The sequence below is a fragment of the Marinobacter sp. NSM genome (assembly GCF_052380025.1).
Lineage (GTDB): Bacteria > Pseudomonadota > Gammaproteobacteria > Pseudomonadales > Oleiphilaceae > Marinobacter.
Map to the genome: position 1 here is coordinate 1 of NZ_JBQTCK010000015.1, position 14058 is coordinate 14058.

The window sequence follows — 14058 nt, forward strand, 5'->3', positions numbered from 1 at the left end:
GCGGCCCCCCCCCCCTCCCTCCCCCCCGGGGGTTTTTTGGGTTGTCGGGGGTGGGTTGGGGGTGGGGGGGGGGGGTCGCCCCGTGGGGGGTCCCCCCCCCCGGGACCCTAAAGCGGTGGCATCGGGCAATCCAGCTGATCTGCTACCAGCCGCATTAACTCATACTCCCGTACATCCACTTTGCCATCTTGGGTCACGCAGTAGCCGCAGGCGTCGATGACGGCGGGCTTCAGCAGCGGCGACAGCCGATTCAGTATTTCCAACGCTTCTCTCAGTTCCCGCATGGACACCTTCCCGGCTCTGCTTTCTTCCTGACCGGTACCAAAGCCGGCCATGGCTTCGAGATACAGCTTGTCCGCATCCTCAGGGGTGTCGGTGCCGGCCCGGGCAAACAGGCTGAGCAGGCGCCGCAGGGCCGGCATCACCTGGCGATAGTTCCGGTATTTGACCGGTACAACCTGTTCTGCGCCAAGCCCGAGATGCCGGTTCAGGAAGGTGGTCAGGGCCAGCTCGAACAGGCTGACCCGGTTGTCGGCTGCAACCAGCTTCTGAACGTTTTCAAGCAGGGCGTCGCGTTCGTCCGGGTCCAGTTTCCGCAATGCCGGCATGGCCAGTTCCACTACCGGGAAGCGTGCAGTTTCACCCAGTCTTGCCAGGGCTGGCAGCATCTTGTCCAGCAGGTCTGGCTGCGCGCCCAGTAGCGGGTGTTCGGTTAACAGCGCCAGTCGTTGTTTCTGGATGCTCGGCGAAAGATCAAAGATCAGCAGGGCATAGCACAGCTGAATTGCGCCGGCGCGGGTGTAGAGCAGGTTACGGAAGGTGGATGGCAATTGTTCCAGAAGCTGGACGGCAAAGGCTTCGCTCTGGGCGCTGACGGTGCCTACCCGTGTGGACAACTTTTCAGCCAGCTGTGGAGTGTCGGGTGCCAGGGAAGAGCGCACCGGTGATGAGCTACCACGGCCCCTGGCAGGCGCGACAACCTGGTTGACCAGATCGTTCAGGCCTGTTTTGCCGGCTGGCCTGGTGGTGTCCTGGCGCAGTTTTTGGCTTGGTTCAGTGTCTCTCAGGCGGCTGCGCAGGCGAGCCAGCATGCCGGGCTGGATGGCATTGATGCGTTCGTTGATGGGCGGGTGGGACGCGAGCAGGGTGCTGAACTTCATCCGTGCCGACTCACCAAAACACATGTGGTTCATATCGCTGGCATGGCTGGTGGTGTCCAGGTAGCCGCCCTTCATGCCAATTTTGAACAGGGCGCTGCCTATGCCCTCGGGGTTACGGGTAAATTGTACGGAGGAGGCGTCCGCCAGCATTTCCCTTTGCCGGGATACCGCTGCCTGAATCAGCCGGCCGAAGAACACACCCACATAGCCGATGATCATCAGGGCCAAACCGATCAGGCCCATTGCAGCCTGCGCACGGCCATCCCGATTTCGGCTTCGGCCGCCGCTGTAGAAACCTGCCCGAAGCAGGAACTGGCCAATCTGACCAAGCATCAGAATGCCGGCCAGTAGCGCAATCAGTCGGACGTTAATGCGCATATCGCCATTCAATATATGGCTGAACTCGTGCCCCACCACGCCCTGAAGCTCGTCTCTGGTGAGGTGGGTAAGTGCGCCGTGGGTAACCACCATAACGGCCTCACCAGGCGTGTAGCCGGCCACAAAGGCGTTGATGCTGGTTTCGTTGTCCATCACATACAGGTCTGGCACGGGCACGCCACTGGCGATGGCCATTTCCTCCACGATGTTGCGAAGCTTGCGTTCTTCGGGATCGTTGGTGTCGGGCTCAATCGGGCGGGCGCCCACCATTTTTGCCACCCGGCTACCGCCACCGGCCAGGTCTGCCCAGCGAACCAGCGAGCCGACCCCTATAAGCAACACCACCGCAAGTGCGGTGGTGAGTCCGTGGCTGGAGGTCAGCCAGTAATGGAAGGGTAGAACCGATGTTTGGCTGTGGGTGACCAGATACCCGACCAGGCAAACAGCCAGGGTAATCAATGTGACGGCTGTCAGAAACAGGACGATTAACAGGCCGGTATTGCGCCGGGCATGGGCCTGGCGCTGGAAGAAACCGGGGTTTGCCATGATTCAGGCCTCAGAAGCTGACTTTTGGTACCTGGCGCGCTTCCGGGGTTTCCAGTTGCAGCTGGGCGGTTTCCTTGAAGGCAAACATGCCGGCAACAATATTATTCGGGAACTTCTCGCGGAAAATGTTGTAGGTCATCACGCCGTCATTGTAGGCCTGGCGGGCAAAGGCCACCCGGTTTTCGGTGCTGGAGAGCTCTTCCATCAGTTGCTGGATGGTTTCGTTGGCTTTCAGTTCCGGGTAGTTTTCAGAAACGGCGTAGAAGTTTGCCAGGGCTTTGGTCAGCAGGTTCTCGGCACTGCCCAAACGCTGGATCTTGGTGCCGTCCCCCGGGTCTTTCGCCGCGTCTTTCTGGGCGCTGACGGCGTTGTTGCGGGCTTCCATCACCTGGGTCAGCGTCGATTTTTCGTGAACAAGGTAGGCCTTGGCGGCTTCCACCAGGTTGGGAATCAGGTCATGGCGGCGCTGTAGCTGCACATCAATCTGCGCAAAGCCATTCTTGAACTGATTACGCAGCGATACCAGGTTGTTGTAGATAAACACCAGGTACAGTATGACAACGGCAATAACAACAAGGCCGATGACGGTCGTTCCCATGACTACTCCTCAGGGTGAAAGGTTCAGGCGTTATTTTCCACGATACGGGCATGGAAAGTCTGTACAAACGTCTCAAATTCCTTGGGTGGCAGTGGTTTGCTGAAAAAGTACCCCTGGGCCAGTTTACAACCACGCTGGCTCAGATAGTACTCTTGTTCGGCGGTTTCAACCCCTTCGGCCACGACGGTGAGGTTCAGACTTTTGCCAAGGTCAATGATGGTGTTGGCAATTCGTGTGTCTTCCTCATTGACCAGCAAGTCCCGAATGAACTGCTTGTCGATTTTCAGGTGCTGAACCGGCATCTGCTTCAGGTAGGTGAGAGACGAGTATCCGGTGCCAAAATCGTCCACCGCGATGCTGATGCCTGCCCGATGCAGGCGATGCAGCTTGGCCACGGCATCGCTGAGATTGGTCATGAAGCTGGTTTCGGTTACCTCAAGCTCTAGCCGGCCGGCGGGAATGTTGTGGCGTTTCAGGGTGTTCAGGATGTCATCGACAATGGATTCCTGGCGAAGTTGAACAGCAGACAGGTTCACGGCAATTCTGAGGGGTGAACCTTCACTGGCCCATCGAGCGGCTTGCCAGCAGGCCTGGTCCAGTACCCATTGGCCAATCTCGACGATGGCGCCATTGGACTCGGCAACGGGGATGAAGTGATCAGGAGGAATCATGCCTCGCTCGGGATGTTCCCAGCGCAGCAGTGCTTCGGCACCGATGACGCGTTTGGTCTCGAGGTTGATCTGAGGCTGGTAAACCAGATGGAACTCGTGGTTTGCCAGCGCATTACTCAGGTCTTTCTCAAGCTGTTTGCGCTCCCGGATCTCCTGATCAATGCTGGCAACGTAGAACTGGAAGTGATTGTGTCCGTTCTGTTTGGCCAGTGCCATGGTCTGTTCGGCGCTTTGCAGAAGCCGGTCGGCCTGGTCAGCATCGGAGGGGAACAGGGCAATACCCAGGGTAGCCGTCATGGATATGCGATGGTTGCCGGCGTTGATCGGGGTGGCGAAGCTGCCCAGAATCTTTTCGGCGGTATCGGCTGCCTGAAATCCATCGCGAAGCCGCTTCTCGACAACGACAAACTGGTCGCTGCCCAGCCGGGCAACACTGAACCGTTCCGAAGGCAGGTTGGCGGTCAGGCGACTGGCGACCGTCTGCAATATGGTGTCGCCAGTTCGGAAGCCGCACTGCTCGTTCACGGATTTGAAGTCATCAATGCCGCAAACCATCAATGCCAGTGTGCCATGGGATCCCCTGGCAGACACGATGTCGTGTTGCAGGTCTTCCATGAATGCGTCACGGCTGGGTAGCCCGGTCAGAGTGTCATAGCGTGCCAGGCGGTTGACCCGATCTTCGGCTTCCTGATGCCGTTTCTGGCTCTCAGCGATAGAGACCAGAAGATTATTGGTGGCGTTCACCCATAGCCCAAGCTCGTCTGCCCGATGTCCGTCCGGAACCGCAATCAGCCGGTCGTCGGGCCGTGCCGGGTCGACTTTGCGAACGGATTGCACAATGCGTAAAAGGGGGCGGGTAAGCACCAGATGGAACACCACGAACAGTACAAGGCCCAGAATCAGTGCCAGTGCAATGCCCGAACCAAAGGTGATCAATGCGCGGTTCAGCCAGTTCTCAGCGATAGGGGCAGTGTCGTAGTGCACTTCAAGGTAGCCGTAGATCGTGTCTGGGCTGGTGCCTCGGTGCAGGCTTTCGCGGTATTCACGAATGCTGCCGAAAATGGGGTCGGTAATGGGGCGGAATGCCCGGTCTTGCAGTGGCCTGAGCCGGCCGCCCAATTGGTCGCCATCCGGGTGAGAAATGCGAGCCAGGTGAATGGGCTCCAGCGCGAAAAGGCCATCAACCACTTGCTGGGCCAGGGTGTCATCAATACTGAAAACGGACTGGGTGGCGGCGTCACGAACCATTGCCATGGTCTGGTTGGCCTGGCGTTCCAGTTCCATGGATACCCGCCTGGCGTCGAGAACAACCTGAACGGTGCTGACCAGGATGCCTGTCAACAGGGCGACAATCAGCACCCAGCGCAGGATTCGGTATCCCAGGTGATTTTCAACTTTGAAGGCGGTTTGCATTCCGAGTCTTGTGGCTCATCTGTCCGGATTGTTCTTGAGTGCAGGCGCCAGGGTCAGGCCTGCCATGTACGACAGTATGGTTCAGATTTTTTGCAACTGCATGGAGTATGGCCGATTTTTTCAAATAATCATGGGTGGGCGTGTATCGATTTGTTGCGGTTTTGTCGCATCTAGATACAGAAACGCCCGCCAGGCTGACCTGGCGGGCGTTCAGGCGGAAGCGGCTGGGCAGCTTCCGACGGCACTACTCTGTGATCAGGCCAGATTTTCGTTAACGAAATTCCAGTTGACCAGGTTCCAGAAGCCTTCGAGGTAGTTCGGGCGGCTGTTCCGGTAGTCGATGTAGTAGGCGTGTTCCCAGACGTCAACGGTCAGTACCGGCTTGTCAGCGCCGGTCAGCGGAGTTTCCGCATTGCTGGTATTGACGATGGCTACGCTGCCGTCGGCCTTCTTCACCAGCCAGGTCCAGCCTGAGCCGAAGTTGTTGGCGGCTTTGTCGTTGAATTCTTTCTTGAACTCTTCGAAAGAACCAAATGCCTTCTCGATCGCCTCTTTGGCAGCGCCAGTGGGCTCGCCACCGCCGTTCGGGCTCAGGCAGTTCCAGAAGAAGGTGTGGTTCCATACCTGCGCAGCGTTGTTAAACAGTGGGCCGCTCGCGCTCTTGATAATGTCTTCCAGGGATTTGCTGGCATTATCGGTGCCGTCGATCAGGCCATTCAGCTTGGTGACATAGGTCTGGTGATGCTTGCCGTAATGGTATTCCAGGGTTTCCTGGGACATGTGCGGTTCCAGAGCGTTTTTTTCGTAAGGCAGTGCGGGAAGTTCAAATGCCATGAGGTCGTTCTCCCTGTCTCTCTGTTTATGTTGAATGTGTACGTCACAGCAATATAGGGGCGATTTGAGCTAAATCAACCCCTTGGTGTAAGAGTACTTGTAAACTCGGGGCTGCCGGGCAGGAACTGTGCGCAGTTCCGGACCCGCCAAACCAGCTCTTCATAGCTGTCGGCCAGAATATTTACATGCCCCAGCTTGCGCCCCGGGCGCTCACCTTTATTGTAGAGGTGAACATGAGCGTAGGGCAGTTCCAGTATGCGTTCAATGTCTCCATGCTCGCCGATGATGTTTATCATGCAGCTAAGCCCCCGGGCTTCCACGTTGCCCAGGGCATGGCCGCTGACAGCGCGAATATGGTTTTCAAACTGACTGGTCATGGCGCCTTCGATGGTCCAGTGCCCGGAGTTGTGCACTCGCGGCGCCATTTCGTTGGCGACCAGCCCGTCATTGGTTTCAAAAAGCTCGAGGGTTAGTACGCCCACGTAGTTCAATTCGTTCAGCAGAGATTTGATGTATTTCTCTGCGTCTTGCTGAATGTGTGCCTGAAGGGCAGGCGCGGGAGCAATGGAATAACGAAGGATGCCTTCGTGGTGGGTGTTCTCGGCGATGGGGTAGAAGGCCAGGTCGCCGTCCTCGGCGCGCACGGCAATAATTGATACTTCACGTTTAAAGTTGACGAACTTTTCGACGATCACCCGTGGGTGCCCGATGCTGCTCCAGGCGGCTTGTGCTTCTTCCGGTGTTTTCAGGACGGCCTGACCTTTGCCGTCGTAGCCTTCGGTGATGGACTTGGCAACCACCGGGCAGCCGAGTTCTTCGGCAGCGGTTTTGAGTGACTCGGCGCTGTCTGCAATTTGCCATTGGGGTGTGGGGATGCCCAGGCGGCCGAACAGGGTCTTTTCGGCTTCGCGGTTCTGGCAAACTTCCAGGGCCCTGGGGCTTGGGTGCACGGGTTTGTGTTTGGCGAGTTCTTCTGCCACGGCGACGGGCAGGTGTTCGAATTCGTAGGTAACGCGGTCCACCCGGGAGATGAAGTCGTCCAGGTATTGGCCGTCACGGTCGATGATCACTTCGCCAAGACCGGCGCTGGGGCTGCCGGACATGTCATAGAACACGAAGTCTTTGGCCAGGGGGTAGCCTGCGAGGGCTAGCATGCGGCCTAGCTGGCCGGCGCCAAGTACACCAATTCTCATGTAATTTCTCCTGCCACTGTTTCGGCTCTGACATTGGTGGTGTGAGCAGTTCGGGGAAGGCTTTCCAAAACACGCTCAAGCCCATCCATGGGGCGCTTGGGCTCCGCCATCCATGGCTCCGCACAGTTTTGGAAAGCCTTCCCCGAACTGCTCATCCAGCCTTGGGAGTTGGCTTCACTGATCTCTGGGATCAGGATTGTCCAGAATCGTTTGTGTTTGGGTTGTCCTGAATTCGTCAACGGCCTTTCGCACGTTGTCATCGAACGTGCCAATAATCTGTGCTGCCAGCAGACCAGCGTTGGTGGCGCCCGCCTTCCCGATAGCCAGGGTGCCAACGGCGATGCCGCCGGGCATCTGTACGATAGACAGCAGCGAATCCAGGCCGTTCAGGGCCTTTGATTGCACCGGAACACCCAGGACTGGCAGAGAGGTCTGGGAGGCAACCATGCCGGGCAGGTGAGCGGCACCGCCGGCGCCTGCGATGATCACCTTCAGGCCGCGGTCGGCTGCGGTTTTGGCGTAGTCAAAGAGCAGGTCGGGTGTGCGGTGGGCGGAGACCACCCGGGTTTCGTAGGGTACGCCGAGTTTTTCGAGCATGTCGGCGGCGTGTTCCATGGTGGGCCAGTCGGATTTCGAGCCCATGATGAGTCCTACAAGCGGCTGCATATGCAACTGTCCTGTGATAATTGGAAAGCCGGCCATTGTATGTTTTGCCTACCTACCATGCAACACAGCGCGGGCGTGGTTCCGGTAATCTTTAAAAGGCTTCATTTTAACGGATTGTTAAGTGCGGGTATTATCGTGGCTGACATTTTGACCATCCCGATTCAGGAGTAGTAATGGAACCCATTCGCCCGGACGATGACGAGCTGAGAGCTGAGCCCCCTATTGGTGGCGCCGAGCCCAGAAAACCTGATGGGCAAAAGAGTAAATCGGCCAGTAACCGGCAGAAGCCCCCAAAGCCCCCAAAACCGGAGAAGACGTCTGGCGGTGGCAGCCCGGGAGGTGGGTTGTTGATGTGGCTTGTGTTGGTGGTGGTGGCCGCAGGAGCGGGTGCCGGCTGGTATGTTCAGAATGAGCGTATTGAAGCCCTCGAGGGGCAACTGGAAGAGGCCGATTACTGGGCACGGCAGAGTAAGCTGGCGCTGGCGCGTTTTGAGGGAGAGTTATCGGAAACCGGGGAGTCGCTGCAGGAGCGGGGAGCTTCACTGGAGGAAAAGATTGCGGCTAATGACAAGCGCCTGGATTCAGCAGACAGTGAAATCCGTAAGCTCTGGGTGATTGCTAACGAGCGCAACAAGAAACGTCTTGATGAGCACCAACAGAGGTTGGCCGATGTTGATGATCAACTGGCCCAGGTCAACAAGGCTGCGTCTGATTTGACCGCATCGTTGGAGCAGGCACGCACCGGTTTGTCGGCGGATGTGGCGCAGGTGCGGCAGCGGCTCGACGATTCCCTTGTCTCGCTGGAGCGAGCCAATCAGGAAGCAACGCAGCAGTTGACGCGGCTGAGTCAGCAGATCGGTGATGTGGATCAGGTGGTTGAGAACCGGATAGGACGCTTTGAGCAGGAACAGAAGCTGGGGATCAGTGGCATGGGAGGCCAGATTGCCGCGCTGGAGCAGAAGGTGGAATCCATGGCGGGCGACGGCGAGGTCCGGGCTTTGAGGAATCAGCTGTCTGAGCTCAAGAAAACCGTTGATGCGGTGGATGCGTCCCGGTCCCAGCTTACTTCCCGATTGGTCAGGTTGTCGGAAGAGGTAAACCAGCTGCGTTCGCAGGTTTCCGGAAACTAGACACCCGTATTCCGGCTTGGGCCTGCTTGTGGAGTCGCCGGGGCTGAATGTAACGGTTTGTATTCATCCCTTGCGGTAGCTCTCATTTCTATCGAGTGGCAGTTGTTATCATCGGCCAACTCGATAGGGATGAAGAGTGCATAACAATGAAAAGACGAGTGCCTTATCTGCGGAACGCTATCGCCCTGTTGTGTGTGGTGGCGCTCTCCGGTTGTACCATTTATCAGTCTATTGGCAAGAGCGTGGGCTCTTTCCTGCATCCGGTTTCCGGCTACGATTTTGTGCATCTCGAGACCGACGCCTGGGACCAGAACAATGCTGTTCTGTATTTTTATCGCACCCACTCCCAGTGGGCAGCCGATGAGATCGAAGCCCCCAGCGTCTACATCGATGACAAGCACTACTTCAATATTCGCAACAACAGCTACACCTGGCTTGAAGTTAAGCCTGGTGAGCGGCACATTGCCATGCGGCGGCCCCTGCTGGGGCTGGAGGGGCTGAATTCGTTCAGCTTGAGCCTGATTGCCGATGCCACGCTGCGGGTTGAGCCCGGCAAGATCTATTACCTGCGTTACAACGAGCTGACTGAGCCGGAGCGGCGCCATCCGGATCTGGACCCGGATCATCCTCTGGCCAGTGGCGATCTGCAGCTGGTGACCCGTGACTACGCCATGCAGTCTGGTCAGATTGTTTCGACTCTGTTCCTCAACAGCGATTTGCTGGCGCCGAATCATGCTGGTGCTTCCATTGTTGAGGTTAATGAAGACATGGATTACAAAAAGCGAAAGGCGGCGTTGGAGGAAGAACGGGAGCTTGAGGTTGAACAGCTGAAACAACAGGGTAAGTATGAGTCTGCCTCCTGGTACTGGCCGTTCGGTGGTGGCCCCACAGAGCCCCTTGAGGCGGATCAGAAGCTGGAGGCGCTGGAACGGGATTACGCAAAGCTGGAATTGGAACGTAAGCAGCGGCGTGAAGAGGAATCCGGCGGCGGCTGGTGGATTTTCTGAGCCAGGGTTGTCTACACTGGAGTTGGTTGACTGCAGTGAGATAAAAACAATGTCGCTCAAAGATAAGCTGGTAGTTCGATTCGAGAAAGTGGCGGGCCGGCTGGTGCCTTATCTGGAAGAGTCCTGGCGGGATGTCAGGGTCAAGCTGGATGATCTCAACCGTTCCCTGGCCAGCCAGGCGATACCGGGTGAACGGCGTGCCAAGGTCAGTGAGTTGGCGTTGCGTCAGAAGGGCGAGCAGGCGGGCCAGAAAACCGCCGAGGTCAGGGCCTTCCCGGGTGGGGGCAAGCAAGACACAAGCTCCTGATTTTGATTAATAAATGCTCAGATCGGGCCGGGTCAGAAAAAATTCATGAATTTTCCGGAAAACATTTGACACGGTGAGCGAAATGCTTAAAATGCGCGTCTCACTTGGTTGATGCAGCAACGCTGAATCAGCAAGCGCCAAGCGCAGCAAGTGACCGCTTTGAGCCTGAAGAACAGTAAGGCCACGAAGTGGGTGGTTAGCTCAGCTGGGAGAGCATCGCCCTTACAAGGCGAGGGTCGCAGGTTCGATCCCTGCACCACCCACCATTTTGAAGCGGATTTCAGGTTCAGCTAAGGTTGAATCGATGCGGAGCGGTAGTTCAGTTGGTTAGAATACCGGCCTGTCACGCCGGGGGTCGCGGGTTCGAGTCCCGTCCGCTCCGCCAACTTTTTCCTGGGTGGTTAGCTCAGCTGGGAGAGCATCGCCCTTACAAGGCGAGGGTCGCAGGTTCGATCCCTGCACCACCCACCAGATGTGAAAAAAAGCAGATCCAAGCGGATCTGCTTTTTTTTCGCCTGAAGGAAAGTCTGATCGTTTTCCTGTTACAAAAAAACCGGGAGCTCGATGCCCCCGGTTTCTCGTCGCTAAGGCTTTTCCAAGGCCCGGCATCATTTGCCGATCAGCGACTGCCCGCACACCCGCACAACGTTGCCGTTAACGCCGGCAGAAGCCGGGTTGCAGTACCAGGCAATGGCTTCAGCCACGTCTACCGGTTGTCCGCCCTGAGCCAGACTGTTCATGCGCCGGCCCGCCTCGCGGATGGTGAATGGCATGGCGGCGGTCATTTGGGTTTCGATGAAGCCGGGGGCAATGGCGTTGATGGTTATGCCGTTTTTCAGGTGCTTCGCCATAGACTCTACATAACCGATCACACCGCTCTTGGCGCAGGAATAGTTGGTCTGGCCGAAGTTGCCGGCAATACCGCTGATGGAGGAAATGCACACAATACGGCCGTTGTCGCGCATCAGCTTGCGCTCGGCCAGTTCTTCATCGATCAACTCTTCAGCAGTCAGGTTGACAGCGATCGTCATATCCCAGAAGTGCTCTGGCATGTTTCCGAGGGTTTTGTCGCGGGTAATGCCGGCGTTGTGAACCACAAAATCAACCCCGCCGGTTTCTTTTTCGATGAAATCTGCTATCAGCCTGGGTGCCTTTTCTTCCGTAATGTCGCAGGCCAGCGCCTTGCCTTTGATGGCGTCGGTTACTTTCTGCAGGTCCTCCAATGCCGGGGGGATATCCAGGCCGATAACGGTTGCGCCGTCACGGGCCAGGGTTTCTGCAATGGCTGCGCCAATGCCCCGGGAGGCGCCAGTGACCAGGGCTATCTTGCCGGCCAGCGGAGCCACCGGGTTGGTTGCTTTGGCTTCCTCTGCTTTGCCAATACGCACAGCCTGGCCGGAAACATAAGCCGAGCGTGCAGACAGGAAGAAGCGAACCGTGGAATCCAGCTGGTTCTCGGCGTTCGGAGCCATCCATGCCAGGTTGGCCGTGCAGCCCTTCTTGCCGATTTCCTTGCCAACGGCGCGGACAAAGCCTTCAAGGGCTTGCTGGGCGGCGGCCTGGGGTGCCTTCCGGCAGGTGTGAGGGTCCTGGCCTATCACCAGCACCCGGCCATTGGACGCCAGTTTGCGGATGGTCGGATGGAAAAAGTCGTACAGGGCGCGCAGTTCCTGAGGGGTTTTGAGACCGGTCGCATCGAATACCAGGGCTGAGAACTTTCCGTTCACTTCGCCGGACACATCCAGCGCCTTGGCTTTGTTGCCCGCCTGAGCGGAGTCCGCCAGGGTTTCGATGCCCGTGGCATGGTGCAGGCCCGCCGGGCTGGCGCCAATGATTGAGCCGAGCGTGGCGATAGCGCGGGCACCTGCGCCTGCGCCAATCAATACGTCGCCTTCAATAAATGGCTGGTCGACCCGCTTCAGGCGGTTGAGGGGCGCCGGGGAGGGCAAGCCCAGCGACTGTGCGGCGGTTTTGCCAACCGGAGTGTTAACCAGTTTCAGGTAGAGGTCAGACATGATGTTCTTCCTTGTGAGTTTGGTTGAGTATGAAATAGCCCAAAGGGTAAAGCTTCTGCCAGTTATTGGATTGACTCAACTCAGTCATGGCGTTGTCAGAGTTGCCAATGAGCAACGGGCGCCAGGCGCTAGACTCTGGGCTAACCTGAATCAAACCACTTATGATCACCACTGAAGGGACAGTTTGCTATGGCACAGGCACCAAAAACCACTCGTACTGGCACGAAATCCGGTTCTCGGGCTACCAAAAAGGCGCCCGGCATTCGTCGCGTTGCCGTTATTGGCGGTAATCGGACGCCATTTGCCCGCTCCAACACCGCCTACAGCAAAATCAGTAATCAGGAGCTGCTGACATCCACGCTTCGGGGTCTGGTGGATCGCTACAACCTCCAGGGCATGAGGCTGGGCGAGGTGGTCGCTGGCGCGGTGATCAAACACTCCCGGGACTTCAATCTTACCCGTGAGTCGGTGTTGAGCTCGGGCCTGGCGCCGGAAACGCCGGCCTACGATATCCAGCAGGCCTGTGGTACCGGGCTTGAGGCAGCCATTCTGGTGGCGAACAAAATTGCTCTTGGGCAAATTGAATGCGGTATCGCCGGCGGTACCGATACCACGTCGGATGCGCCCATCGGTGTGGGTGAGGGCTTGCGGGAAATTCTTCTGGACCTGAACCGTGCCAAAACCGCCAAGGAACGCCTCAAGATTCTCGGCCGTTTCCGCCCGGGCCATCTTATGCCGGAGATTCCGGAGAATGGCGAGCCGCGTACCGGACTGTCCATGGGGGATCACTGTCAGGTCACGGCGAAGGAGTGGAATATTGCCCGTGAGGATCAGGATCGCCTGGCCTGGGAAAGCCACCAGAAGCTGGCCAAGGCCTATGACGAGGGCTTCTTTGAGGATCTTCTGACACCGATGGCGGGTCTGGATAAAGATAACATCCTGCGCCCGGATACCACCCTTGAAAAGCTGGCTACATTGAAACCCTGTTTTGATCGTGAGAACGGCACCATGACCGCTGCCAACAGCACCGCACTGACGGATGGCGCTTCTTGTGTGCTGCTGGCCAGTGAGGAGTGGGCCAAGGCCAATAATATGGAAGTGAAGGCCTGGCTGACGTTCTCTGAAGTGGCAGCGGTGGACTTCGTGGACAAGAAAGAGGGCCTGCTGATGGCGCCGGCCTATGCCGTGCCGCGTATGCTGGAGAAGGCAGGTCTGACCCTGCAGGATTTCGACTTCTACGAAATTCACGAAGCCTTCGCCGCCCAGGTATTGTCTACCCTCAAGGCGTGGGAAGATCCGGTCTTTTGCAAGGAGCGCCTGGGTCTGGACAAGCCGCTGGGCAGTATTGACCGGGCAAAGATGAACGTGAAAGGCTCCAGTCTGGCAACCGGGCACCCGTTTGCCGCCACCGGTGGTCGTATCGTCGCAACCCTGGCCAAATTGCTGGAAGAAAAGGGTAGTGGTCGAGGCCTGATTTCCATCTGTGCGGCGGGCGGTCAGGGCGTGACGGCGATTCTGGAGCGCTAAGTTACGGGAAAATCGTAATTCCCTTTGACAGGGGCAACTTCACGCCGTATCATTCGCGCCACGTTGATCGGGGTGACCCGGTAAACAACCAGTTTGATGCGGGGTGGAGCAGTCTGGTAGCTCGTCGGGCTCATAACCCGAAGGTCGTTGGTTCGAATCCAGCCCCCGCTACCATATAAAAGAAAGGCAGATCAGTAACTCACTGGTCTGCCTTTTTTGCGTTTGGGGTGGCAGAAGCCCCCTGTGATGTATCTGTGACACAGATTTGCCAATCCTTGTAAAAAAAACACATGGTTGGAAAAGCGATTCAGTGACAGCTTCCTTGATGTTGCTCAGTATTGCTCGTAATTGTTGCAACTCGAGTCGATGTTGTGTGAATGGGTTATAAATGAAGCGAGGCGTGCTTCCTGATCAAGGGAAGGACGTAACAGGTGAGGAAATTTGCGGAGTTGCTTCAGAAGTATCAGGCTCGCATTCGCGAGCCTGATTGATCGTTTGGGAGAAGATTCCTCCAGAAATAACCTTGGTTAAAGTGGATAGCGTCAATGCTGCTGAAAACCAAGGCGTTTTCTGTACCGCTTGAGCAGGAATTCAGTGTCATGATTCCAAGGGT

11 protein-coding genes and 4 tRNA genes are annotated in these 14058 nt (G+C 57.2%); 8 read left to right on the forward strand and 7 right to left on the reverse strand.

Annotation, left to right across the window (positions count from 1 at the left end):
- Positions 1 to 107 precede the first annotated feature (107 nt).
- From ACTZWX_RS17610 to purE, 6 genes are all read right to left on the reverse strand, one after another.
- Positions 108 to 2084 carry a M48 family metalloprotease gene (locus ACTZWX_RS17610; RefSeq protein WP_444715030.1) on the reverse strand — a complete coding sequence of 659 codons (1977 nt, stop codon included), beginning with the start codon at positions 2082 to 2084 and terminating at the stop codon, positions 108 to 110.
- 10 nt (positions 2085 to 2094) lie between these two features.
- Positions 2095 to 2682 carry a LemA family protein gene (locus ACTZWX_RS17615; protein WP_058091810.1) on the reverse strand — a complete coding sequence of 196 codons (588 nt, stop codon included), beginning with the start codon at positions 2680 to 2682 and terminating at the stop codon, positions 2095 to 2097.
- A 23-nt stretch (positions 2683 to 2705) separates the two neighbouring features.
- Positions 2706 to 4766 carry a putative bifunctional diguanylate cyclase/phosphodiesterase gene (locus ACTZWX_RS17620; protein ID WP_444715031.1) on the reverse strand — a complete coding sequence of 687 codons (2061 nt, stop codon included), beginning with the start codon at positions 4764 to 4766 and terminating at the stop codon, positions 2706 to 2708.
- Positions 4767 to 5021: 255 nt separating this feature from the next.
- Positions 5022 to 5600 carry a superoxide dismutase [Fe] gene (sodB, locus tag ACTZWX_RS17625; RefSeq protein WP_058091808.1) on the reverse strand — a complete coding sequence of 193 codons (579 nt, stop codon included), beginning with the start codon at positions 5598 to 5600 and terminating at the stop codon, positions 5022 to 5024.
- A 74-nt stretch (positions 5601 to 5674) separates the two neighbouring features.
- The gene (locus ACTZWX_RS17630; protein WP_444715032.1) at positions 5675 to 6793 is read right to left on the reverse strand and encodes a 5-(carboxyamino)imidazole ribonucleotide synthase; all 1119 of its coding nucleotides are present in this window, start codon (positions 6791 to 6793) and stop codon (positions 5675 to 5677) included.
- Between the two features lie 174 nt (positions 6794 to 6967).
- Entirely contained in the window at positions 6968 to 7459 is a 492-nt protein-coding gene (gene purE, locus ACTZWX_RS17635; protein ID WP_444715033.1) for a 5-(carboxyamino)imidazole ribonucleotide mutase, read from the reverse strand.
- 173 nt (positions 7460 to 7632) lie between these two features.
- Between purE and ACTZWX_RS17640 the strand changes: the two genes are divergently transcribed.
- The 6 genes from ACTZWX_RS17640 (at position 7633) to ACTZWX_RS17665 (ending at position 10374) form a co-directional block, all read left to right on the forward strand.
- Positions 7633 to 8589, forward strand: a complete 957-nt coding sequence (locus ACTZWX_RS17640; RefSeq protein ID WP_444715034.1) for a hypothetical protein — start codon at positions 7633 to 7635, stop codon at positions 8587 to 8589.
- Positions 8590 to 8735: 146 nt separating this feature from the next.
- Positions 8736 to 9596, forward strand: a complete 861-nt coding sequence (locus ACTZWX_RS17645; protein ID WP_444715035.1) for a DUF2846 domain-containing protein — start codon at positions 8736 to 8738, stop codon at positions 9594 to 9596.
- Between the two features lie 49 nt (positions 9597 to 9645).
- Complete coding sequence (locus tag ACTZWX_RS17650; protein WP_444715036.1) at positions 9646 to 9903, forward strand: hypothetical protein; 258 nt, start codon at positions 9646 to 9648, stop codon at positions 9901 to 9903.
- 190 nt (positions 9904 to 10093) lie between these two features.
- A tRNA-Val gene (locus ACTZWX_RS17655) sits at positions 10094 to 10169 on the forward strand.
- A 42-nt stretch (positions 10170 to 10211) separates the two neighbouring features.
- Positions 10212 to 10288: transfer RNA gene (locus tag ACTZWX_RS17660), tRNA-Asp, on the forward strand.
- 10 nt (positions 10289 to 10298) lie between these two features.
- Positions 10299 to 10374: transfer RNA gene (locus ACTZWX_RS17665), tRNA-Val, on the forward strand.
- Positions 10375 to 10511: 137 nt separating this feature from the next.
- On the opposite strand, the gene ACTZWX_RS17670 is transcribed toward ACTZWX_RS17665, so the two are convergent.
- Positions 10512 to 11918, reverse strand: coding sequence for a 3-oxoacyl-ACP reductase (locus tag ACTZWX_RS17670; RefSeq protein WP_444715037.1), 1407 nt, complete (start codon positions 11916 to 11918; stop codon positions 10512 to 10514).
- 189 nt (positions 11919 to 12107) lie between these two features.
- On the opposite strand from ACTZWX_RS17670, the gene ACTZWX_RS17675 reads away from it, so the two are divergent.
- Together ACTZWX_RS17675 and ACTZWX_RS17680 are read left to right on the forward strand one after the other, a co-directional pair.
- On the forward strand, positions 12108 to 13445 hold the full coding sequence (locus ACTZWX_RS17675; RefSeq protein WP_152437737.1) for an acetyl-CoA C-acetyltransferase: 1338 nt from the start codon (positions 12108 to 12110) through the stop codon (positions 13443 to 13445).
- Between the two features lie 97 nt (positions 13446 to 13542).
- Positions 13543 to 13619: transfer RNA gene (locus tag ACTZWX_RS17680), tRNA-Met, on the forward strand.
- Positions 13620 to 14058 lie beyond the last annotated feature (439 nt).

Coding starts and splice junctions, on each gene's coding strand:
- ACTZWX_RS17610 (WP_444715030.1), bottom strand. CDS start 2,084: ATGGCAAACCCCGGTTTCTTCCAGCGCCAGGCCCATGCCCGGCGCAAT.
- ACTZWX_RS17615 (WP_058091810.1), bottom strand. CDS start 2,682: ATGGGAACGACCGTCATCGGCCTTGTTGTTATTGCCGTTGTCATACTG.
- ACTZWX_RS17620 (WP_444715031.1), bottom strand. CDS start 4,766: ATGCAAACCGCCTTCAAAGTTGAAAATCACCTGGGATACCGAATCCTG.
- sodB (WP_058091808.1), bottom strand. CDS start 5,600: ATGGCATTTGAACTTCCCGCACTGCCTTACGAAAAAAACGCTCTGGAA.
- ACTZWX_RS17630 (WP_444715032.1), bottom strand. CDS start 6,793: ATGAGAATTGGTGTACTTGGCGCCGGCCAGCTAGGCCGCATGCTAGCC.
- purE (WP_444715033.1), bottom strand. CDS start 7,459: ATGCAGCCGCTTGTAGGACTCATCATGGGCTCGAAATCCGACTGGCCC.
- ACTZWX_RS17640 (WP_444715034.1), top strand. CDS start 7,633: ATGGAACCCATTCGCCCGGACGATGACGAGCTGAGAGCTGAGCCCCCT.
- ACTZWX_RS17645 (WP_444715035.1), top strand. CDS start 8,736: ATGAAAAGACGAGTGCCTTATCTGCGGAACGCTATCGCCCTGTTGTGT.
- ACTZWX_RS17650 (WP_444715036.1), top strand. CDS start 9,646: ATGTCGCTCAAAGATAAGCTGGTAGTTCGATTCGAGAAAGTGGCGGGC.
- ACTZWX_RS17670 (WP_444715037.1), bottom strand. CDS start 11,918: ATGTCTGACCTCTACCTGAAACTGGTTAACACTCCGGTTGGCAAAACC.
- ACTZWX_RS17675 (WP_152437737.1), top strand. CDS start 12,108: ATGGCACAGGCACCAAAAACCACTCGTACTGGCACGAAATCCGGTTCT.